We start from the raw sequence: 22,168 nt of genomic DNA, 5'->3' as shown, positions 1-22,168 counted from the left end.
ATAAAATGAAAAATATATTGTATATATTATCCATTCTACTCATCGGTGCGGATACTTTCGCGCATGGTATGTCGGATGCGGATAAACAAAAAATATTGGATGCAGGGTCCTGGCAATACTTCGAGCTTGGGGCCTCTCATATGTTGACCGGATACGATCATTTGCTTTTCTTATTCGGAGTGATCTTCTTTCTTACTAAGTTCAAAGACGTATTCAAGTTTATCACTGCTTTTACCGTAGGACATTCGATCACTTTAATCTTCGCCACATTATATGGTATCCAAGCCAATTACTTTCTAATAGACGCTTTCATTGCGCTCACCGTAGTATATAAGGGCTTCGATAATTTGGACGGATTTAAGAAATATCTGAATACCGAATCACCGAACCTGTTGTGGATGGTTTTTGCGTTTGGTCTAATTCACGGATTCGGACTTTCTACACGTTTGCAACAGTTGCCTTTGCAGGAAGAAGGTCTTGTTTGGAATATTCTTGCGTTTAATGTAGGAGTGGAAGCAGGGCAGATATTTGCTCTTGGATTGATGATCCTTCTCTTATCCGGTTGGAGAAAAACACAATCCTTCCAAAGCTTCAGTAAACTGGCAAATTCCGGTCTCTTATTCGTCGGTACCTTACTTTTTATAATTCAGCTACACGGTTACTCACATTCCGCATATCCGAACGATTTTCCCTTAAACAGGGACGATCATCATCATGTTCATGAGGAAATGCAGGCAGAATCAAAACCTTCCGCGTTGGAGGGGTACAAGAAGAAGATACTGTTAAACGAAAATGCTCACACCCATGGTGATGGAACGACACATACTCATTAAAAGAATCAAAATAATTAATAAAGGAAAAACTATGAAAAACAAATTTTTAAACACTGCACTCGCATTTTCGATTATCGGACTGCTGGTTGGTGCAAACGTATATGCTCACGGTGACCATAAACATGAAGAAGCGGGAAAACTCGGAAAAAAAGAGGCAATCTCTGCTGCTGCGAAAGGTGTCGCTTCCATTATCTCCAAGAAAGAAAAAATAGAAGGAGTCGAGCTGGATGCGACATGGAACGATAAAGCCGTAACCTCTAGAGCAATCAAAAAAGAAGGAAGTGGTTACTATATTATTAGATTCACGAATCAGAAATTGAATAAGAATCTTTTTATTCTACTATCTGACGATGGTGAGGTATTCGATGCTAATTTTTCGGGTGTGTTTAAAGATCTGAAAGAGTAGATATAGGAAAACCGGTTTTAGATAACGATCCGCATCCATATTAAGATGCGGACCTTATTTTTATCGAGATCTTAAACAGTTTCTTGCAGCTCTCTTCTTTTTTGTTCCGGTTTTTTACTAGTGATCTCCGCAAAAGTTTTTTCATACTCCGGATGAACTGTTCCGAATAGATAATCCCAAACAGTGGTGTAAAGTCCGTAATTATAACGGAAACTTTGGTGGTGCATATCATGGTTGGTATTTGAATTCACTAATTTTAAGATCTTATTCGTTCCCATCCAGCTTGGGAAAATTTCATATCCGCTATGACCTAGAACATTCCGTATGATCTGAAAAGTCATAAAGATCATCAAGGCCAGAGGATGGACGGGAAAGATAGAGGCCACGATCGGCATGATGAGAGAATGGATCAAAGCCTCCCAAGGATGGAAAGAGTAAGCAGTCCAAGGAGAAGGTATGACAGAATCATGATGCACTTTATGCACTCTCTTGTAGAACAGACGAGTATGCATTAGCCTGTGTGTCCAATAAAAGTAAAAATCCTGTATTCCTAGGATCATCACTGTACTTAAGATTAGATATGCCCAGCCATACTCATCTATACGTTCGTAAAATTTGAAGTATCCATATTTTCTAAATAGAAATACGATCAGAGTTACTGATGTATAAACGATTACTGAAGAAACAGAATATAAAAATTCTTTTCTGAATTGAGAGGGTTTAGCATTCTTCTCTTGGATCTTTCTATATTGAAACGGATGTTTCCAAATATAGAAGACCAAAAATGCGATACCTGCAAATATAAAGTATCTTAAGAAATCTATTAAGAATATGATTGGGATTTGGGGAACCAAATCCATCATGTATTGAAATAATTGTTTGTGAAAGTTCATGTTTGATCCTTTTCACCCGAAGGGTTTGATGGATCATTAGAACATTTTTCCAGATTTGAATCCGATTGATTTCGGATAATCGCTGATTGATCCCGGATTTGATTAGCTATTTTGCAGAACTGTTTTGTTTTCTGAAATCGCTGGGGGTCGTTCCCACTATTTCTTTAAAAGCTCTATTGAATGGGGCAAGGGAACCGTAACCCAAATCCATCGCGATCCTAAGTACCTGAAAATCATTTTTGCCCGGATTTGAGAGTATAAACTTTGCTTCTTGTATTCTGTAATGGTTTAGGAATTCGTTGAAGTTCCTGTATCCCAATCCTTTATTAATAAGCCTACGGACCTTCTTCTCTGGGACGTTTAACTGTTTTGCCAAACCTAAGATCGTCAGGTTTTCTTGTAAGAATACCTTTTGGTCCTTTAAAAGAGAATCCAGTTTTTTGAGCAGGGCTTCGTCTAAAGGCTCATCGGTTGTTTCTTCTTTTTGAACTTCTCCATTTGGAAATATGTTTTCTCTGAATTGGAAAATTCTAAATGAAATGAAAAATACCAATACAAATATGAAGGAAGAATTGATCAGATCTAATTGTGCAGAATATCCAGCGTCTTTGGTGATTACTTCCATCAATACGACTGACATGCTATAAAGCCCTGTTACCCAAGAAAAGATAACCCTGAATTCTCTTCTGGATTCTAATAAATCTATATTCTTATCTTTTAAAACTCTTCCTAAAGTGAGTAAGATAAGTCCTAGATAGAATACCTGGGGCATGCTGAATAATACTTTGGCTAAAACAGAACCTTGGCTTCTGATATCTGAAGCAAGAAAAACATAAAAACAGAATGTATTTAGAGAAAAAAATAATACACCATGCCAGACTTTCAATTTGAAACCGTCTTCGAAAAGGCTGGATACAAATAAATAGAAAAAGATAGAAACAGAAAAACAGCCGGAATGGACTAGTATTAGTAAGAATAGATTTGCAGAATGATCCAGCCAGGGACAAATAAAATAAGCGATCAAAGAAGATATGAATAAACTTCCAAGTAGACTACGTGAGCTTAGTCTGACTCGGATCAGAAAGTTTAAGATCAGAAAGCCTAATTGTGCGATTATTGCAGCTTTTAAATAATGGATCAGATTTGTGGTTTCGAACATCAATCTACGATAGGCAAAGAAACTGTGGCGAGTACCACTTCTACAGGTTTTTCTCCAAGAGAATGATCGATAACATTATGTATTGAGAAAATCCCACCGTGTTTTTTTATTACGAAGTCCACAATCGTCAATCCTAAACCGGTAAAATATTCCTCTTCTTCCAAATTTTCATCCACAAAGCCGGCAAGTCGGTAGAATGGTTGTTTGACTAGCAGTTCCTTGTTTTTAGGGATGCCTGGGATTGATTGTGGATCGAATTCGTTTTTCAGATTGATATTCAAGTATCCACCCGAAACGGAGATATATATGTTTATCACGGAATTATTAGAAGAATATTTTAAAGCATTGATCAATAGTTCTGTAAATATCCGACTCAGAGAATCTGGATCCGCATCTATATCATATCCATTCGTAGGAAGTGAAATCTGAGGGATTATCACGTTCTTTTTTTTCTTATATTGTTGGTTAGAGTTCGCTAGTTTTAATCTGGATTTTTCCAATAGGTCGTGTATCTGTTCGCTATTCGTTTTTTGAAAAGAACTTTGAAAGTTTTTATTAAGGATCTCTAGACTTTTTTCGAGAGAACGAAGCCCTTTTTTCGTATAATAAATATTCTCAAAAAGTAATTCTACTACATCGGAAGAAAAATTATAAGATGAATCCTCCTTTTTAGCGCTTGCTTGGAGTATTTCTACAATACTTACAATTGCTCCAAAACCTCCTCCACTAAAAAAACTTTGTTTTAGGTTGTTAAGTGTGCTCTTGGAAAGATCTATATTTTTTTCCAGATCGGTGAGCCAGGATTGTTTGTATAGGATCCAATTTAGCTGAGCCTTAAGGCGTTCTTCGTTTTCCTGTACAAGGATTCTCTCGCTTTCTTTTAATCGTATAAATTCTGAAATCCTATCCAGCACTTGGTATAATCTTTCTCTGTCGATCGGTTTGATAATATAATCGAATATACCTAATTTCATCACTTTGATGATGATCTCCGGGATAACATTCCCTGAAATTACGATGAATAATGACTCAGGTTTTTTCTCCTTTATCTTTTTTATAAAATCGAATCCGTTCATGACTGGCATTTCCAGATCCACTAAGTAAAGGGAATATTCCTTTGACTCTGCCATCTCGCAGCCGATCTTTCCATCCGAGGCGGTATCTGTATCTACACCGAAACTTCTGGCTAATCTTGCGATAAGATCTCGAGTTTCAGCCTGATCCTCTACGATTAAAATTGGATTATGTAGGTTTAATCTGAATGCCATTATTAAAGCAGAGCGTGTTTTAAATATTTTGCATATATAAAAATCCTAAAATTAGAACTTTAAGTTTTCATTATGCGGGATCAATTGAATTGAATTTGTATAACTTTGTAAAGATGAAAATGTAAAACATTTTTTCTTAAATCGTAGATAATTAATGGACACTATTCCGCCGGATACGTTATCTGCCCCCTTCAGTGAAAAAGCTTGGTTTTTCTGAAATTATTCGGATTGCTACTACCTGTGATCTTGTGTCGCTCTGCGTAAATCAGGACTTCCTATAAGGTTGTTGATAACAAATACCTCTTTACAAAAAAGAATACCGAATTATAACTCCAAGGGATTTATATCCGAGGAGAGGATGGAATGATATTAACAGTAAGGATTTTAGCAGCTATTGTAGGCTTGCTACATGTTTGGATCTTCATAATGGAAAGTGTATTATGGATGCGCCCTCGTATTCATAGAAGATTCGGTGTCACAGATACTAAATTAGCGGAAGCAATGAAGGGAGTCTTTTTAAACCAAGGATTTTATAATTTGTTTTTGGCGATAGGCGCTTTATATGGAGCAATCTTTTTCGAAATACATACCTGTCATGCTCCTGCGATTTTAGCATTCTCTTGTCTTTCTGTTTTCGGGGCAGGGCTTGTATTATTAGTTTCTAAACCTGCAATGGCAAGAGCTGCGATTATCCAAGGACTTCCTCCTTTGATTGCAGTTATATTATATTTTATTTCTATCACAAGATAGACCTCTTTCAATTCGTCCGAAAGATTCTGGATTTTCGAGAGATTTTTCGGACGAGGTTCTTTTGATTTCTTAGTAGCGATTATTTCGGAATATAAATTCCGGAATTAAAGACATAGAGTTGTAATCTATCTTTCAAAAATGTACTTGTGAGAATTCTTTAAAATCGGACTCTTAAACTAACGTTCGCAAGTCGAAAAAGAAAAAACTCGCATCTGAAAATTCCGAACATTGTTCTTTAGTTCTGTTCTTAATTCAGCCTAAGGTCGGTTTAGACTTGGCCGTACCAAAGAACATGAAGATTTGAAATCCAATTTTCAATCCAAGGAAATTCCGATGCAGATTCGTTCCGCAATCGTCCTCATATCAATTTTACTTTTTCCAAATTTACTTTTCCCGAAAGAGATTCAAAAAATTGGATCCTTCGACACAATCTCCAGCCTAAATTCCACTGATAACCATACTTGGGAAATTACGGAAGAAATTTTAGACCCGAAACAATTCTCCTCTTCTTATTTAAGTGGAGAAGATCTCAGGATCAAAACAAATCCATACAATGCTCCTGGAGTTTATAGGGTTTCCGACGAATCGGTAGATAAGGTTTATATAATTAAAAAATTTATCGCTCCTGAAACTTGGAAGGCTGCCGGGATCTCGGTCCGTTTAGGGACCTTAACGGATAAGGATAAAACTTATCTGAACGGAAAACTAATCGGAGAAACCGGGGATATGAATTCTTCAGAGCCCCAGGCATATGATAAAATCAGAATATACTCGATCCCTCCCGAGTTAATCCGGGGAGGGAAGGAGAATATACTCGTCCTGGAAGTGAAAAAATACTTTCATCCAGAGGCTGGAATTGAACAGGACAGAACCGAAATAGGAGACACTCGTTTGATTCAAGGGGATTATTATAGGGCAGAATATACTAAAATTGCACTATTGATGATCTATCTGACCGTGGGAGGGTATTTTTTATTTTTATTCATGAGAAGAAGGACGGACACCGAAAATCTGTATTTCGGACTATTCACTATCTTTCTTGTGATCTATCAATTCCTCCGAAACCAGATCAAATACGATCTGGGAATTCCGTTCTTATATATGAAAAAAACGGAATATATTATTCTAACCGCGCTTATTCCTATATTTGCGAATTTTATCCGATCTTATTTTAAATTCCAGAGAGGGAAATTTATAAATGTGTTGGATACGATTTATGGAGTTTTTATAGCATTCTATATTTTCTCGAATAATGTAATTTTATATAATCAGCTGAATAGCTCCGCAGTACAATTGGGTTGGGCGGCCTATATGGTCCTTATCTTTTATTATTTGATCCATAAGATTAGAATAAAGGATAGAGATGCATTGCTCATCTTGATTGGAGTTTCTGTCGTAGCATTGTCCACAATTTTGGACACGATGTCCAATCGAAACCTATTTGTTTTTCCTCGGACTGTCGGTTATGCATTTTTCTTTTTTATCATCAGTATCGCTACAATTCTTGCCAACAAATTTGTACGTTTGAACGAACAAGTGGAGGAATTGAATGAACATTTGGAGAATAAGGTCCAAGAAAGAACTCAAGAGTTAAATGTATCCTTGGCGAACATAAATAAACTGAAGACTCAACAAGATGGAGATTATTTCCTAACTTCTCTACTTATTCGACCTTTGTTTACAAACAATACTGTTAGTCCTTCTCTGAAGATAGATTTCTTTTCCAAACAAAAGAAGGCAATTTTGTTCAAAGAAAAACATTATGAAATAGGCGGAGATATCAGTATTTCCGGAAATATTTCCATCCAAGGAGAAAAATATACAGTATTCGTAAACGGAGATGCAATGGGAAAATCTATCCAAGGTGCGGGTGGTGCGCTTGTAATGGGGACTGTTTTTCAATCCTTATTGACCAGAACCAATCGTAACGGTGGATATTCGAAACCTCCCGAATCATGGCTGAAGGAATCCTTTTTAGAGCTGCAAGGGATTTTTGAATCCTTCGATGGATCTATGTATATTTCCGTAGTGATAGGTTTATTGAACGAAAGAACCGGTGCACTTTATTATATCAATGCAGAACACCCTTGGCCGGTATTGTATAGAGATGGATCTGCGGGATTTTTGGAAAATGAACTTACATTGCGAAAGATCGGTATTCCAGGGAATGAAGAGAATTTCTTCGTAAAGTTTTTTCAATTAAAGAAGTATGATGTACTGATATTGGGATCTGACGGTAAAGATGATGTTCTAATCGGGAACGACGAAAGAGGGCGAATTGTAAACGAAGACGAGACCAAATTTTTACGAACAGTAGAAGAATCAGGCGGTGATCTGAAAGATATATATGAAAAAACCCTAGAGTTTGGGGAATTAACGGATGATTTTACTCTCTTAAAATTGGAATATCTTGTAGAACCCCAATTAAAGAACGAAACACCTTTAAACGAAATACTGGAACATGCCAAGGCACTTTATAAGAAAAAGTCCTATTCTCCTTTGATCGATTATTTGAATGAATACAAAACAATTTTCTCCGACAGAGAAGAATTCTTTATTTTGCTTGGAAAATCCTATCTGAAGCTCAAAGATTTTTCTTCTGCTTCTTGGTCTTTTGAGAGAGCTGCAAATTTAAATCCTAAAAGATTGGAATCCCAATATTACGCATCTTATTCCAGTAAATTAAATAAGGATTTCCAAAAGGCGGAATATTTCGGAAAGATCGCATACACTTTGGACAAGAGTTATATGAATAATCTGATCAACTTAGCAGATATTTATAAAAACTTAAATCAAACGGAAGAAGCCAAAAAATTCGCTAAAAGGGCGCAGGTAATAGACCCAGATCACCCTATTCTTTTGAAACTTACGGATGTTTTTTAGAAAAATTTACGATATACCAATTCACCCATTCATTCTTGGAGGCGAATTTCAATCCGGTCACCGATTTTAAGGCAGAGATAATCAACTTTCTGTTTCTAGATCTTGAATCTTCTTGTAGTAATCGGATTAAAATAGGCACACTCGCGGAATCCTTTTTAGCTCCTAATTGAGAAACTGCTACTTGGTGTAGATTGATATTCCCACTCTCTGCATATTTTTCCAAAATTTTACGGGACTCTTCTCCTGGAATAGAGGTGATTGCCGCGAGAGTGATAGGTGCCAAATCAGGAAAATCCTCCGTTTTTTTGTCTAAAAGAGAAAGAGATTTGGGAGAAGCGATCATTCCTAAACTTTCGGATGCGATCTTAGCTAATTTTTGGTCTTTAGACTTACAAGCTTCTTCTACATAGGGAAGTCCTTCTTCTGAGCCAATTGCACCTAATGCCCAAACGGCTCCGTATTTTGCTTCTGTTTGGTCTTCTCGTAGGACTTTAACAAGTATTGGGATACTTTTTTTATCACCTAAATATCCTAAGGACTGGGCAATAATCTCCCTGTCCGGAATATTAGGATCTAATAATGTTTTTTCTATTTCTTCTCTTGCTTTTGAAAATTTGATATGACCTAAAACATGAGAAGCGGGAGCTTTTGCCAAAGTTTTACCTTTGGTCAGAACTTCTAGAATCCGGTTCGAAAACCCAGGATCCGGGACTCCTATTAGAACATCTGCTGCCCTATACCGAATTTCCCTGTCTTGGTTTTCTAAAATAGGAAGGACCAAAGGTAAAATTTGAGAGTCTTTGATATCGATAAGAGCGATGCTTGCATTTTCTCTTCCCTTATCAAAATCCGCCTGTAATGCTTTTACTAAAAGTGGAATCGATTTTTTGCTTCTGATCTTTCCTAAAGCTAAATAGGATGCTGCCAAAGTGGGGCCAGGCTCTGAATGAGAAGATAGATCTATAAGATAATCTTCCGCCTCAATAATATTCAATTTCCCTAATGCCATTGCGAATGTTTTGGCTTTATCCGAATCTTTATTTGACTTGGCAGAGGTTAATATGATTTTTCCGGATTGTCTTGCATTGATCCGGACCAAAGTATCTACAGCTAATAATCGAATATTCGAATCTTCTTGGTTCAGAAGATTTGCTACACGATTTCCTGCTTGAGGATCTTCCATTCTTGCGATAGCTTCCAGAACTGTTCCTATATCAATTCCAGATTTAGGATGTAAAAAGTTTAAAATTTCAGGAAGAGAAGTTCTATCTTTCCAGATCCCTAATGCTAAGATTGCTGGGCCTCTTGTAATTTCTTCCGAAGATCTCATCCATTCTCGAGCAATAGGGATGAACTTTCTTTCGTTTCTGGAGGCTAACTCTATAATTGCTTGTGCTTTAGTTCTTGGATTCTGGCTTTTGAGATCGGACACCACTTGTTCTAAGCTTGGAACTTCTTCTTCCTGGATTTCAGGTAAAAGTTCGGGGCGAGGAGGGCCAAAACATCCGAAGGTTAAACCGAAAATCGAAGCGGCTCCACACAGTAAGAACGAAATTATAAAAACAGAATATACTTTAAACTTCATAAATATTATCTAGGCACCGATTCAGAGGCCTGTCTTAACTGTAATAATTCCTTTTGCCAAGAAGCAACATCTGAATTTGCTTGGGGGATTTGAGAAACATCCATTCTACCCTGTTGGATCGCATATTGGATCAATTGTATTCTGGATTCTAATTCGGAAATTTTATAAGAGAAGTAAGCCTTTTGCTCTTCAGGAGTTACATTCGGATCGTTTGGACGTGTTGGAACCGATCCGGGTTGAGCATATCTGCCTTCATTCCTTGACAATGCAAACTTAGATTCCGCAGAAGTAACCTTATCCAATTGTTCTCTGGCTTTTTTCTCATCTTCTGATGTAAGCGCTGATCGGAATTCGCTTGGAATATAAATATTTTTAGGATATCTTGCAGCAAAATCGATCCATTCTTCTCTAATCTTTTCTCTTTCTTCTTCTGACTTCTTTTCTTTAAAAGCCGCAGGCCAAAGTCTTTTGGCAGGACCTTCTAAGTCAGGATCTTCTTCAAAAGGGTGAGGTGCATCCGGAAACTCTAAGGTGCCGCTATTACCGTATTTGCGATTTGCAATTTCGGAGGCTTCTTCCCCTAGGCTGGGAGTAGAAGTTTTTCTTTCCGGCCAGAATATAAATAAAATACAAATAATTAGAATAACTGCGCCTGAGATCCAGGGCCAATAAGAACGAAAGAATTGCATGATGATAAAAGGAAATTAAAGTTAAAAAGTTGAATTAGGAAATTCCCGCCCTATTGAGCGGGAATTGATAAATATTTTGTTTTGGACTTCAAAGAGCCAAGGCTCTTATACGAAAATCCCAATGACCCAAGAAATAAACTGACCGAACAGAGTGTCTGTCAGGAATTTTTTCAAGTCAACCGGATTACGATTTAAGGAATCGTAATACCAAGCGGTGTATTCGCTTACTTGCGGAATAGAATAACCGTATTTGGAATTGATCGCTTTGATTAGCTCGTTTGCAAAAACCGAATGACCATACATATTCGGATGTACTCCATCCAAGCCAAAAATACCAGGTTGGCCAGGAAGAGGCCAGTTTGCTTTTGCATAACCTGGACTGTATCCGGAAGGACTTTTGATCAAACGGCCATTTTCCTTTAAGTCGTCAAAAAGGACTTTAAGATCAGCTAATGCGAATCCCATAGCTACAGCCTGAGCTTTCACTTCGTTGTTTATAGAAGTTAAGAAGTTTGTGATTGTAGCTACTTCGTTTTTATCCAAAACTTGAGAAGGATCTGAAACTGAAGAACGGAAGAATGCTTTTAAACCAGAATAGTTTGCTCTTCCTTGAGGATCATTATAATTTTCCAAGAATGCAATAGAAGTCACATTTGGAACAGTGAATAGAACTCCACCTTTGATGGTTCCGATCGCAGCCATTTTGGACATTGTGGAACGAATATCTCTCAAAAATCTCGCTTGGTCTAAACAATCTGTAGAAGTGCTTAATGCTGTACAAAGTACATGGTTCGCAGCCGCAGTTCCGAACAAGAAGCTAGGTTTAACCGCTTGCATTACTTGCATTTGAGTGCCGGAACTTCTTAAACCGAATTGATGGAATTTATCTGGAGATTGGCAGTCTGGAACTTGTACCCAGCGATAAGTATACCAATACCAAGTTTCCCAATACCATTGTTTGGCCCAGGTAGTTGCATTAATATTCTCACACTGACCGGAAGTTTGTAAAACGGTAGTGTAATCCGCGCCGGTGATCCCTGCATGTGTTGGAAGTCCAACAGTAGATCCGTTTCCACCGATAATGGAAGCAGCGATGCAGAATACCCCACAATCACCCTTAAGCACGTCTTCAAAATTTAAGTATGGTCCTTTTAATACGTTATACGAAACGTTGGAGCCAGCTTGTTTGGAAACTAAAACCGGGTAAGCCCAGTTCTGAGTTTTTTCTTCTACGGTTGCGCCATAAAAACCCTGGCTTAAGGAGTCACCAATTACTCCGGGTCTGGAAAACATTTGCGCTTGGCTTTGTGCCGAAAGCGTAGAAGCTCCCACGATTAGGAAAGTCCCGCTTAGGATTTTCCAAAAGTTTCGAATGTTCATTTTTAAATTAACTCCACTCTCTATTGAAGGAGATTTCTATATTCTCTTCGAGTCAAAGCATGGATATTGGAATTTCGAAGTCAATGTTCAATTATATTTCGCTTATAAATAATTCTTCCTATATTGAACATTCGTAATATTACAGTGAGTGAGGCCTCACTGAACACTGTTAGAATTTAATGTTTGATATATAATTAAATTTTTATAATATACTTTTCGTATCCCTCATACGGGTGACCATATGGCAGGGGTATAGTTTTAAACACTGTTCGTTTCTTATAGTTGCCACTTAAGGGCCTGGGAGACTTCTATTGTGCAGGGTTTAGTTTGGTATACAGTCTATCTCCAGACGACTGAGGGTATGGTTCATCACAGTGCAGTTAGTCGATAGGGTAGCCGAGTAGCGAAAGAAGCTACTGGAAGTTCTCGTTAATATGCAGTTAGCTGGATCATCCGGTTTATGAGAAGAGCCTAGATATAGATCAAGCGCTCCTCCTATCGGAAATGTAAAAGGAGAAGTAGAAGGTACAGTTTCAATTTTAACCACATAGTTGGAAGGGAATATATCGGGAAGATCTACCACTATCCCTTGCCCGGAAGAATTGTCCACATCGCAGGAAGTAATTAACTGGTTGTCTGCGGTAAACGTATCAAAGCTCACTTGGGCGAGATTTGTTCCAGGAGTTAAGTCAACATTTTGTAATAAAGGAAAAAGCAATGAATTCGGAATATCTTTCTTTTCTTCGTTACATGTAAGGAGAAGCAAAACGGGGACTATAAGTAGAATTTTTAAAAACTTCATCTTAAGAATAACAAAATTCTAATTAAACCTTTGAGTATTTTTCTTAATATCCAATTTGGGAGAAGGGATTTTAATTTAAAATTACCAAATTTTGTTAAAAATGATCCGAATAAATGTCTGAATTGTCCGCTTTTTCATCCAATCTGGATAGGGTGTATAACGTGTGGAGAATCCCACCTAACCCCAAAAGGATGATTTGTGTGCGAAAAATATTATTTCTTTTAGTGATTTCATTCTCATGGAATTGCTCGAACGTTTTTTTTCAGAATCTTTTTAATCGAAATAAAACTAGCTTTCCGCTTCCCGTATTATTAAGTGGAGCCCCTAAGGTTATATTACCGGAAGCGATCCCTTCTCAAGCTCTACGTGTGGAAGAAGACCCAAACGTCCCTCGTTTATTGGGGAGATCCCAGGTCCCTGTTGGAAAAGTTTATAATCTGACTTTGGACCTAAAGGATAAGAAATCAAAAGAACAAATTGTCTACAAAAGTCTTTCCTTTTTAAAACCCGTAAAACTCGAGTTTCCGGTGGATCTGCAAGAATTAGAATCCAAAGGTTTTACCCAGGAATTTTACGTATGGTATAAGGATTTTGCCACAAAAGAATGGAAAATATTACAAAAAGGTAAACTGGATATAGAGAGTTCTTCCGTTAAAGTCGAAACGAATCATTTTACCCCATTTATTCTTACTGCGCTTCCGAATATTCCCGGAACACAAGTCGCCTCTGCAGCTTCCTGTTTTACTACTGAATCGGCATCCTGGAATTTACAAGGTGTCTTGGATGATTCCTCAGTTTCTCAGGCGAAATTTGGGATTATTGGAGAAGGTTATCAATACTATCAAGATCGTCCCTATTTCGTAAAAGAGAACGAAGGTGCTTTTAGGGAACTAGGCTTAGAGTTGTCTTTATTATTCCCTACCTGCCAAGGAGGAACAGGAACTTGCGGAAATTCACTTTTACATTCGGATTCCACTACCTCAGAATATTTGGCGTTTAATGCGGTTAAAGATATTGATGTTTATGTAATGTACGATACTCGAGGAGGAGTTTCTCCTTCGGATATTTCCCAGGATGCAGATTGGCTCCAGTCTGGATTTACTTTACTTTCAGGAAAATATATTTATACGACAGAACCTGGATTAGATCCGGCGCAAACGCCGGGAGCTTCTGGATATAAAGTTTATAAACGAACTTATTTGCAGGGTTCTAGAGTTAGTTTAGGAGGAAATAAAAAAGGAACTTCTGCCGCGGGACTTGCTTCGAATTATTGGGTTGTTGTGAAAGCGGCGGGGACTCAAGGAAGTATACAATCTTCTGCGATATTATGTACTTCGGGTCCGGATCCAAAAATTCCGAATACGGTCAAAGGAAATATTTTTCCAGGTTCGGATAAGATGCTCTTATGGTTATTATATTCCGCTAATAATCCACCGGATAAAATTATAGTAAGAAGGAGTGAAATTTCTCCTCCTATGACTCCTGCTATGGGAGATGAACCTTCCGGTATAGAAGTGACTCCTTATTCATTTGTAGATACCGGATTAGTTCAAGGACATACCTATTACTATTCCATCTTTGCCTTGAATGCGGATGGAGTATATAACGGCATTACCGTCGGAATGGGAACGACGGGGCCGGATACGGATGGAGACGGTCTGTCAGACGCTACCGAGCTTACTTTAGATCCACAAGTTCTAAGTCCTAGCTTTTGGAACAATACTGTTAATCCAGCGATAGCAAATAATCCAGATTTCGACGGAGATGGTATAAACGATTTTGAAGAAATGGCACGAGGTGTTTTACCTCTTTCTACGGACAACGATCCACCAATAATAGATGTGGAAGTTCTTTCTCAGAACGCTAGCTCTGGAGTTGTAGATTTACGGATTCATTTAACTGATGCGAGCGAACATATGATGTTATTCTGTTACATTCGTAGGTTCGAACCGGGTATGACAGAGGCGGAATTTTTGAAAAAACCTTTTAGTGTTTACTATGGTGATCCTTATGATCCTGCCTTGGATTTCACCGTGAATCACTGGCAATATAATTGTGATTATGGTGAAAGTTATAATGACTTTACTTACAAATTAGGAAAGTATGGGGCAGGAAAACCTGACCGATTTGCTATCTGGACAAGAGATAGTTTTGGAAATGTATCTGAGCCTATAATTAAGGAATTTCAAGGAATGGAAGCGAATGCTGAGCATACTTTCATGTTGAACTTAATTTCTTATCCAGATTATCCAAAAATTTCTAGAGGAGTATATTCAGCTTATTTCGATCTTGCTCCACCTTTTAGTAGAAATAATCCGAATCCAACAACGAATACAAATAATCCACCTATTACATTCCAATTAGTAGATTCAAATTATCAGGCGATTGAAAACGTTGGGTACGTAATTCCGGCGAAAGAATCTCAACTTTACGGAACACTTCGAGCCGCAGATTTTATCGCTCTTTCTAATAATATGGCAAGTTATTATGAGTCTAGAAGAGATTACGTTTCCGGAATACCTTTTATTAAAAAGAATGAAATTAGTATAAACTATCAGTTCTCTAGGGATCGTCCACAACCAAAACATTTCCCGGTCAATATAGGTTCTGATTCCGGAATTGCCGCTTTCTATCCAGGAAGCACCAATTTACAGGAAAGTTTTTTTAAGATCCAAGCTGGACTTCTTAGTGCTGATTCTTATGCTCTTCCAGGAGTTTCGGCAGGATTTTTCCCATCTTTTATTATGGAATCGGATTTCGGTCAAGGCTTCGGTCTTTTAAACGGAAACTTCTTCCAAGATTATTTATTAGATTCTTGGAATGCTCCTTTATATAAAACTTTCGGAGAAGGAATGAATAATACGAATTTCTCCGGAATACTTTCTTCGGATAGATTAGAGAGATATAATCCTCAAACTGAAGCAGAAACATTTGCGGTTTTCAAACAGTCTTCAGTAGCCGATCTGAAAATTTTGTATAGGAAATCCGGAGATCTGAATTTTACCTCCATTCAAGCAACAGGTATTCCTACTGGGTTTGTCGGAAAACAAATCCAATTCGTCTCGTACAAAGATTTTTCAGGAAATACCATTTACCATTTATACTTATTGGGAAAGAAGACCAGTAATGGTGGAACTAACGTCTTGCTTAGATTTTTAGTAGGTATGTCCGGGGGAATTCCTAATCTTTCTTTCGACCGAGAAATAATTATCGATCCAAGCCGAGATTACGCAAGATTTTATATCGATAAATCCGGAAGATATATATTTGCGATCAACAAGTATCTAGCAGGTGTTGAGACATTTTTCAATATGGACCAGGGACCTTTCCGGATCAATTGGATGCAAATGACTATGCCTTATGATCTACAGTTTGCACTTGTTCCTAACGAAACAGTTCCGCTTTCTAATATAGGTGGTTATTCAAAACTAAGAGTCCTTCCTGCCGGAGCATATTCGGATTATAGAATATACGGATTTTTACCTGCGAATTCGGATCTTATTTTTAGACATCATGTTTATGATTCCAAAGGGAACGAATGTGAATCCCCAACTACTACAGGAACGGAAGATGTTTTAGCAACCGCTACCGGAAATTACGGAGTTCCTCCGATTCCTTTAACGGTAACCAGTGATAATACGCAGATTCAAAATGCGAAAAGAGTGAAAGCTCCGAGTTCTGCAGCAAATCTGGTTTTGGAGTCCAGTTACACACAGGGAGCATCTTCTTGCAGAATAGGATTAGTTTCAAGAGACACTGCAGTCATTCCTGTTCGGAAAAAGATCGTGCAGGCAACAACAAGTTATTACCATGATTTCTCTTTGAATCCGGCTAACGTTCCTTCTACTTATAATACGGCTCCTTCTCCTGCCGGTTATGATAATGCTGATTTCAAAAAATGGGAAAGCCTTTCCAAGTCTTCACCCCAGAGATTGGGAACTTATGTTCGGAAAAATATCCTTTTCTGGTGGCCATACGCGGTTATTGATGAATGGAACCCATGTATTATCACGGACGTGACCATGGAAGATGGTAGGGCAATCTGTCACAATGCATTTGGAGGTTATCCTGCTTTTGTGGAAGATTATGTAAATCAATATGATCGATATACTTTTACAGGACAGTATGTTTATTCGGGAGACAAACTAATTCCAACTCCTTAATTTAATTTAGTAAATAATAAGTGCGCGAAGGATTTGGGAGTTTTTAAAATCCTTCGCGTGATTTGTGTGATAACTTCTTTTCAAACTCAGCGACTTCTCTTTTGAATTCCGCTTGCCGGGGCAGTTGATTTTTATCAATCTTCTTACGTGATTCTTTTTTATTATCTATCCTCTATCCTGGGCCTACTCGCGGGAAATATGTTCAATTATACCGCCATTATTCTTTCCCAAAGTATTTCCAATTCGGACACATTTTCGGGCTGGGTATTCTTCTTTGTATGCTTTCCTCTTCTATTCTTAAGTTTCACTGCCGGAAGATTATTGGATAAGTATTCCAGGAAATGGCTTCTTGCGGCGGCACAAATCTCTATGGCCTGCGGTTCCGGATTTGCAGCGCTCGCGTTACATTTAGAATGGATCTCTCCCGGAAAACCCTATCTTCTTCTTGTATCCTCGGTTCTTTCCGGGATTGGACTTTCTTTTGTGATGCCCGGAAGATTTGCTATACTGGGAGATTTATTAGAACATTCTAAAATAGGAAAACATAGTGTTTGGTTAAACACTCTTGTTCTTTTCGGTTATGGTCTTGCTCCTTTGGTGGCGGGATATTTTAAGGAATACTTCTCCTTTAAATATGTTTTTATGAGCATCGGTTCTGCCTATATCCTAAGTGTTTTCTTTTTGATCTTGATCCCAATAGAGATGAGGGAAAGAAGCAAAAGTTCTTCGGGACCTGGGATCTCGGAACTGGTTGAGTATTTAAAAAATTCTACATTAGTTTCTCAATTCTTATTATTAATGGGTGCAGTGGTTCTGTTAGTCGGTCCAGTCCAGGTGCTTCTGCCTAAATATGCAAAGGACGTTTTAGGATTAGGCGAAGGAGAAAGGGGCGCCTTACTTTCTGCACTTGGGATTGGGCTTGTGATCGGAGGAGGGGTTACTTTCCTTCTTCATAGTTTAAAGAAGAAGGGGCATATTCTTTTTGGAACAGCGCTATTCAGTTGTTTTCTATTCTCACTTATTCCTTTTCTTGCGGAAAGTTTGTTACTCACAGCGGTTTGTTTTTTCGTATTTGGATTTATGACCGGTGTGATCATCACTCTGATTCCAGCCGGGATCCAACAAAATACTGAAAATCATATCAGGGGAAGGATACTTTCTCTTTATAGCCTGGTCTTTCTTTTGGTGCCTGCATTCTCAGGGATTTTATCCGGATTTTTCTCAGATCGGATTGGAATTCCTTCCACATTCGTTTGGTCCGGATTTCTTGAAATGGGAGTATTGATCTATCTTAGTTGGAGAATGGACCAGGTGCGGAGCCATTATTAAACGGTTGCCAAATCGCCCTGGGATCAGGATTTTATATATTATGTTTCAAGGCGTATTTACTGCCATTATTACCCCATTCCGGAACGGGAAAATAGACTATGATTCCTATTTTTCTCTTTTGGATAAACAGATCCAGGCAAGGGTAAGCGGAGTGGTGCCTTGCGGTACCACTGGCGAATCTCCTACACTTTCTCATGAAGAACACGCGGAACTGATCCGCGAAACCGTGAAACATGTCAAAAAGCGGATTTTGGTCGTGGCTGGTACAGGTTCCAACTCTACTAGAGAGGCTGTGGAATTGACGGAAGCCGCCTGTAAGGATGGAGTGGACGGGATCCTGCAAGTGAATCCGTATTATAATAAACCTACTCAAGAAGGTTTGTATCTTCATTTTAAAGAGATCGCGGATCATTCTTCTGTTCCTGTGATGTTGTACAATATTCCAGGAAGAACTTCCGTAAATTTATTACCGGAAACCGTTCTTAGACTTTCAGAACATCCTAAGATCAGATCCATGAAAGAAGCTACTGGAGATCTAGGACAAATGTCAAAATTGATCTCTTTAGTTGGAGATAAGATGACCGTTCTTTCCGGAGATGATAACCTAACTCTTCCACTTCTTTCCTTAGGTGGAAAAGGTGTGGTGTCTGTGATCTCGAATCTATTTCCGGAAAGCCTCGTAAAATTAGTGGAGTCTTTTCAAAAAGGAGACTTGGGTACAGCTCAAAAGATCCATTACGATTTTATAGAATTGTTTGCATTAGCATTTATAGAAACAAATCCCATCCCGATCAAAGCAGTGATGAGTTGGCATGGATTCTGTTCCGGCGAGATCCGTCTCCCTATGACTTCTCTGAGTGCCGGTCCTGGAGCAGATCGTTTAAAAAAAACGGTTTCCGATCTCTTAGCAAAAGGTTATAAATAAGGAATTCGATTTGGCCCGCAAGAATCGTGTCGCAGTCATTGGTGCTTCTGGAAGAATGGGGAAGGCTATTATCCAAGTCCTTTCCCAATCTAAAATTTCTGAACTTTCCGCTGCGGTAGTAGGTAAGGGTTCCGTTTATCTAGGTTTGGATTCCGGTTTACATTCCGGACTCAAGCAGAATGAAATTTTGTTTTCGGACGATCTTTCCAAATCCATTTCAGAATCTGATACGGTAATCGATTTTTCTATTAGAGAAGTTTTGTCGGATGTTTTATCTACCTGCAAGGAATTCAAAAAACCTGTTGTGGTTGGAACTACCGGTCTTGTCGAAACTCATAAAGAATTATTAAAAGAAACTTCTAAAAGTATTCCGATCGTGTATTCTCCTAATATGTCCATCGGGGTGAATCTTCTTTTTAAACTGACAGAGATCGCCGCGAAAGTGATGGGAGATCTGGCCGACATCGAGATCCAGGATATTCATCACCGTCATAAAAAAGATGCTCCTTCCGGAACCGCGGAAAAACTAAAGGCGATCCTTTTGGAGACTCTTTCAAGGACGGAGTCAAATATTGTACATGGTCGCCATGGAATTCTTCCGGAAAGGGATCCTAAAGAAATAGCGATACATACTCTCAGAGCGGGAGAAGTGATAGGAGATCATACCGTTTATTTTTTTACTCCGGAAGAAAGAGTGGAAATTTCACATAAGGCTCAGGACAGGAAAACATTCGCAGTCGGCTCCGTTAAAGCTGCCGAATTTTTGGTCGGAAGAGAAAAAGGCCTCTATGATATGTTTTCCGTATTAGGGTTATAAGGTTCCAGGAATGGATTTTTTAAAAAACATCAGTTTATTCCAAAGCGATAAGTTCGGGATCGTGATGATCCTGGATATTCTGATCGTTAGTTTTTTAATCTATCAATTTTATTCCACCATCCGCAGGACGAGAGGGGTTCAACTTCTTTTGGGGATCGGTCTTATTTGGGTGCTTGGTATTTTTGCCCAGACCTTAAATTTTGAACTTTTGGATTGGATCATAGATAATATACGTCCGGCACTTGTGTTTGCGATCATAGTTCTTCTTCAACCTGAACTTCGTAAGATCACAGGGGATATGGCGAGACTTAGATTATTTCGCCCTTTCCTTTTAAAAACTGCCACTGATCTCGATGAGATTGTGGAAGCATCCAAGATCATGGCTAAGAACAAAACAGGTTCTTTAATCGCGATCGTTAGAGAGCATAGTCTCAAAGATATCGCGGAGCAAGCCGTTCAGTTGGATGCAATTCTTTCTACAAGCCTTCTTCTTACAATATTCAAGAAGAATACTGCACTTCATGACGGAGCCGTTATCATAGAACAGAACCGAATTGCGTGCGCCGGTGCTTTCTTGCCAATGGCTACAAATTTGGATGATGCAAGAATGGGTGCAAGACATAGAGCAGCACTCGGAATCGCAGAAGAATCTGATGCAGTTATCGTAGTAACTTCGGAAGAAACTGGAGAAATTTCAGTTTGTCATGACGGAGAAATGATCCATCCAGTAAAACCGATCGAGCTAAAAAATCTTTTGAATACAATTCTTCACGAGAAAAAAGCAGGTCCGGGAAATCCGAATTCTGACAAAAAGTTTGAGTCGGAAGAAGCAGAGGAGTCCCATGATTAAGGCTCTTCTGAACAATTGGCAGGCAAAACTTGGCTCCATCATTCTTGCCACGTTATTCTATATCAATTTACAAAATTCTAAAATCCTAGTAAGAGAAGTAAATATAAAGATAGAATATCCTAAACTAAGCGGTGGACTTATCATCGCCAAAGGATCCGACACTACTTTTCCCGTTAAGGTAGAAGGTGTTAGAGACTATGTGAACTTCTACACTCCTTCCTTAAAGGCATATATCTCTCCTGCTGATCTTCATCCTGGGGAGAATATCGTAAATGTGGTCCGTTTTGGCGGCACAACTCCTGGTTTAAGAATTTCTAAAATTCCTGGAAAAGAAAAAGTTAAGATTATAGTTGAATCTAACGTGAGTAGGACTATTATCATCGAGCCTAAACTCGCAGGAGATCCTCCTAAGGATTATATTAAGTCTTCTCATTTTGTTTCCCCTACGAGTCTTGTAGTTGTAGGAAATCCTTCCGAGTTCGATAAGGTTGGGCGGATAGTCAGTCTACCTTCTATCTCTTTGAAAGATAAAACAAAAACATTCACTCAGAAATTTAAAGTCCCGGATCTACCTGCAGGTTTAAGATACAGGGATAATATTAAAGAAGTTTCGGTAACCGTGAATATCGTAGCTGATTCTTCTACTCCTGGAGAAAGTATTGTTCTAGGTGTTCCTGTAAAATGCCAAAATCTGGATAAAAGTCTGGAAGCGGAATTTTCAGAGCAGGAAGTTTCGGTCAAACTACAATCTAAAACTCCGTTGCGAAGTATCCAGATCATCAAAGGTCTGAATGCAAGTGTAGTATGTTCTCATAAATACGATCCCAAAGTCAAAAAGATCCTTCCAGATAATAAACCTGTGGTTGCAAAAGTCCGTTTGGAAAAAGCACCTAGTTTAAAATCCGTAGAGATCCAGGGAGTTTTCCCAGATCGGATTTCCATTTTGTATCGTGTCCGTTCCGATATAGGTTCAGGTGGAGCCGGAAGTGAAGATGGGGGAGATGGAAACTCGGATCCAGGCTCGGAAGAACCTCTGCCGGAGCCAGAGGAAGAATGAAAATCACCATTGGGAATGATATAGTAGAAAATTCCAGGATCAGAGACTTACTCGATAAACATGGAGAAAGATTCCTGAAAAGAGTATTTTCAGAATCTGAGATAGCGTATTGCTCAGGCAGAAAAGATCCGGTTCCTCATCTTAGCGGAAGATTCTGTGTAAAAGAAGCATTCATCAAGGCCATAGAACCCGGTGATAAGGTGATTCTTGATATGAGAGAAATCGAACTTTTCGGGAAAGATTTTGGAAAAAAAGAATTGGTACTTCACGGAAAATCGAAAGAATTGTTCCTCGAGAAAGGCTATAGCGGTGTTTCCGTATCCATCAGTCATGCGGAAAATTATTCCACTGCAGTTGTCGTTCTCTATAAGGAGTGAGC

The 22,168-nt window shown here is 38.6% G+C and carries 18 protein-coding genes; 11 read left to right on the top strand and 7 right to left on the bottom strand.

Annotated elements, in window-relative coordinates; genetic code table 11:
* The first annotated feature begins 5 nt into the window (after positions 1–5).
* Positions 6–833: a HupE/UreJ family protein gene (locus CH377_RS13130; protein WP_207797593.1), complete on the top strand. Its 828-nt coding sequence runs from the start codon at positions 6–8 to the stop codon at positions 831–833.
* 31 nt (positions 834–864) lie between these two features.
* Positions 865–1,239 (top strand): DUF6488 family protein, encoded by a 375-nt coding sequence (locus CH377_RS13125; protein ID WP_100724242.1) that lies wholly within the window; start codon positions 865–867, stop codon positions 1,237–1,239.
* A gap of 71 nt (positions 1,240–1,310) precedes the next feature.
* Here the strand turns inward: CH377_RS13125 and CH377_RS13120 are convergent, their stop codons facing one another.
* The 3 genes from CH377_RS13120 to CH377_RS13110 all read right to left on the bottom strand — a co-directional run bounded on the left by CH377_RS13120 (position 1,311) and on the right by CH377_RS13110 (position 4,559).
* Complete coding sequence (locus CH377_RS13120; protein ID WP_100724241.1) at positions 1,311–2,132, bottom strand: sterol desaturase family protein; 822 nt, start codon at positions 2,130–2,132, stop codon at positions 1,311–1,313.
* 106 nt (positions 2,133–2,238) lie between these two features.
* Positions 2,239–3,291 (bottom strand): helix-turn-helix domain-containing protein, encoded by a 1,053-nt coding sequence (locus CH377_RS13115; RefSeq protein WP_100724240.1) that lies wholly within the window; start codon positions 3,289–3,291, stop codon positions 2,239–2,241.
* Positions 3,291–4,559 (bottom strand): ATP-binding response regulator, encoded by a 1,269-nt coding sequence (locus CH377_RS13110; RefSeq protein WP_100724239.1) that lies wholly within the window; start codon positions 4,557–4,559, stop codon positions 3,291–3,293. Before CH377_RS13110 ends, CH377_RS13115 begins: the two co-directional genes overlap by 1 nt.
* A 363-nt stretch (positions 4,560–4,922) precedes the next feature.
* Here CH377_RS13110 and CH377_RS13105 point away from each other — a divergent pair, with 363 nt between their 5' ends.
* Together CH377_RS13105 and CH377_RS13100 are read left to right on the top strand one after the other, a co-directional pair.
* Complete coding sequence (locus tag CH377_RS13105) at positions 4,923–5,309, top strand: DUF1304 domain-containing protein (RefSeq protein ID WP_100724238.1); 387 nt, start codon at positions 4,923–4,925, stop codon at positions 5,307–5,309.
* Between the two features lie 333 nt (positions 5,310–5,642).
* On the top strand, positions 5,643–8,192 hold the full coding sequence (locus CH377_RS13100; RefSeq protein WP_100724237.1) for a SpoIIE family protein phosphatase: 2,550 nt from the start codon (positions 5,643–5,645) through the stop codon (positions 8,190–8,192).
* Here CH377_RS13100 and CH377_RS13095 read toward each other — a convergent pair.
* From CH377_RS13095 to CH377_RS13080, 4 genes are all read right to left on the bottom strand, one after another.
* Positions 8,176–9,777, bottom strand: coding sequence for a HEAT repeat domain-containing protein (locus CH377_RS13095; RefSeq protein WP_423789914.1), 1,602 nt, complete (start codon positions 9,775–9,777; stop codon positions 8,176–8,178). The two genes, CH377_RS13100 and CH377_RS13095, sit on opposite strands and share 17 nt — an antisense overlap.
* A 5-nt stretch (positions 9,778–9,782) precedes the next feature.
* Positions 9,783–10,466, bottom strand: coding sequence for a hypothetical protein (locus CH377_RS13090; RefSeq protein WP_100724235.1), 684 nt, complete (start codon positions 10,464–10,466; stop codon positions 9,783–9,785).
* 105 nt (positions 10,467–10,571) lie between these two features.
* Complete coding sequence (locus tag CH377_RS13085; protein WP_100724234.1) at positions 10,572–11,846, bottom strand: hypothetical protein; 1,275 nt, start codon at positions 11,844–11,846, stop codon at positions 10,572–10,574.
* Positions 11,847–12,168: 322 nt separating this feature from the next.
* On the bottom strand, positions 12,169–12,648 hold the full coding sequence (locus CH377_RS13080) for a hypothetical protein (protein WP_100724233.1): 480 nt from the start codon (positions 12,646–12,648) through the stop codon (positions 12,169–12,171).
* Positions 12,649–12,848: 200 nt separating this feature from the next.
* Here CH377_RS13080 and CH377_RS13075 point away from each other — a divergent pair, with 200 nt between their 5' ends.
* The 7 genes from CH377_RS13075 to acpS all read left to right on the top strand — a co-directional run bounded on the left by CH377_RS13075 (position 12,849) and on the right by acpS (position 22,166).
* A complete protein-coding gene (locus CH377_RS13075) occupies positions 12,849–16,811 on the top strand; it encodes a fibronectin type III domain-containing protein (RefSeq protein ID WP_100729207.1) in 3,963 nt (1,320 codons plus the stop codon).
* Between the two features lie 147 nt (positions 16,812–16,958).
* A complete protein-coding gene (locus CH377_RS13070; RefSeq protein WP_100724231.1) occupies positions 16,959–18,140 on the top strand; it encodes an MFS transporter in 1,182 nt (393 codons plus the stop codon).
* 40 nt (positions 18,141–18,180) lie between these two features.
* The gene (dapA, locus tag CH377_RS13065) at positions 18,181–19,065 is read left to right on the top strand and encodes a 4-hydroxy-tetrahydrodipicolinate synthase (protein WP_100724309.1); all 885 of its coding nucleotides are present in this window, start codon (positions 18,181–18,183) and stop codon (positions 19,063–19,065) included.
* Positions 19,066–19,075: 10 nt separating this feature from the next.
* Positions 19,076–19,882, top strand: a complete 807-nt coding sequence (dapB, locus tag CH377_RS13060; protein ID WP_100724230.1) for a 4-hydroxy-tetrahydrodipicolinate reductase — start codon at positions 19,076–19,078, stop codon at positions 19,880–19,882.
* Between the two features lie 10 nt (positions 19,883–19,892).
* Complete coding sequence (gene cdaA / locus CH377_RS13055; protein ID WP_100724229.1) at positions 19,893–20,732, top strand: diadenylate cyclase CdaA; 840 nt, start codon at positions 19,893–19,895, stop codon at positions 20,730–20,732.
* Positions 20,728–21,789, top strand: coding sequence for a YbbR-like domain-containing protein (locus CH377_RS13050; RefSeq protein WP_243401990.1), 1,062 nt, complete (start codon positions 20,728–20,730; stop codon positions 21,787–21,789). Before cdaA ends, CH377_RS13050 begins: the two co-directional genes overlap by 5 nt.
* Positions 21,786–22,166, top strand: coding sequence for a holo-ACP synthase (gene acpS / locus CH377_RS13045; protein ID WP_100724227.1), 381 nt, complete (start codon positions 21,786–21,788; stop codon positions 22,164–22,166). The genes CH377_RS13050 and acpS overlap by 4 nt, the downstream gene beginning before the upstream one ends.
* Positions 22,167–22,168: the final 2 nt, after the last annotated feature.

It is taken from the genome of Leptospira haakeii (assembly GCF_002812045.1).
Taxonomy (GTDB): domain Bacteria; phylum Spirochaetota; class Leptospiria; order Leptospirales; family Leptospiraceae; genus Leptospira_B; species Leptospira_B haakeii.
This window is presented reverse-complemented; position numbering and strand designations above follow the sequence as displayed.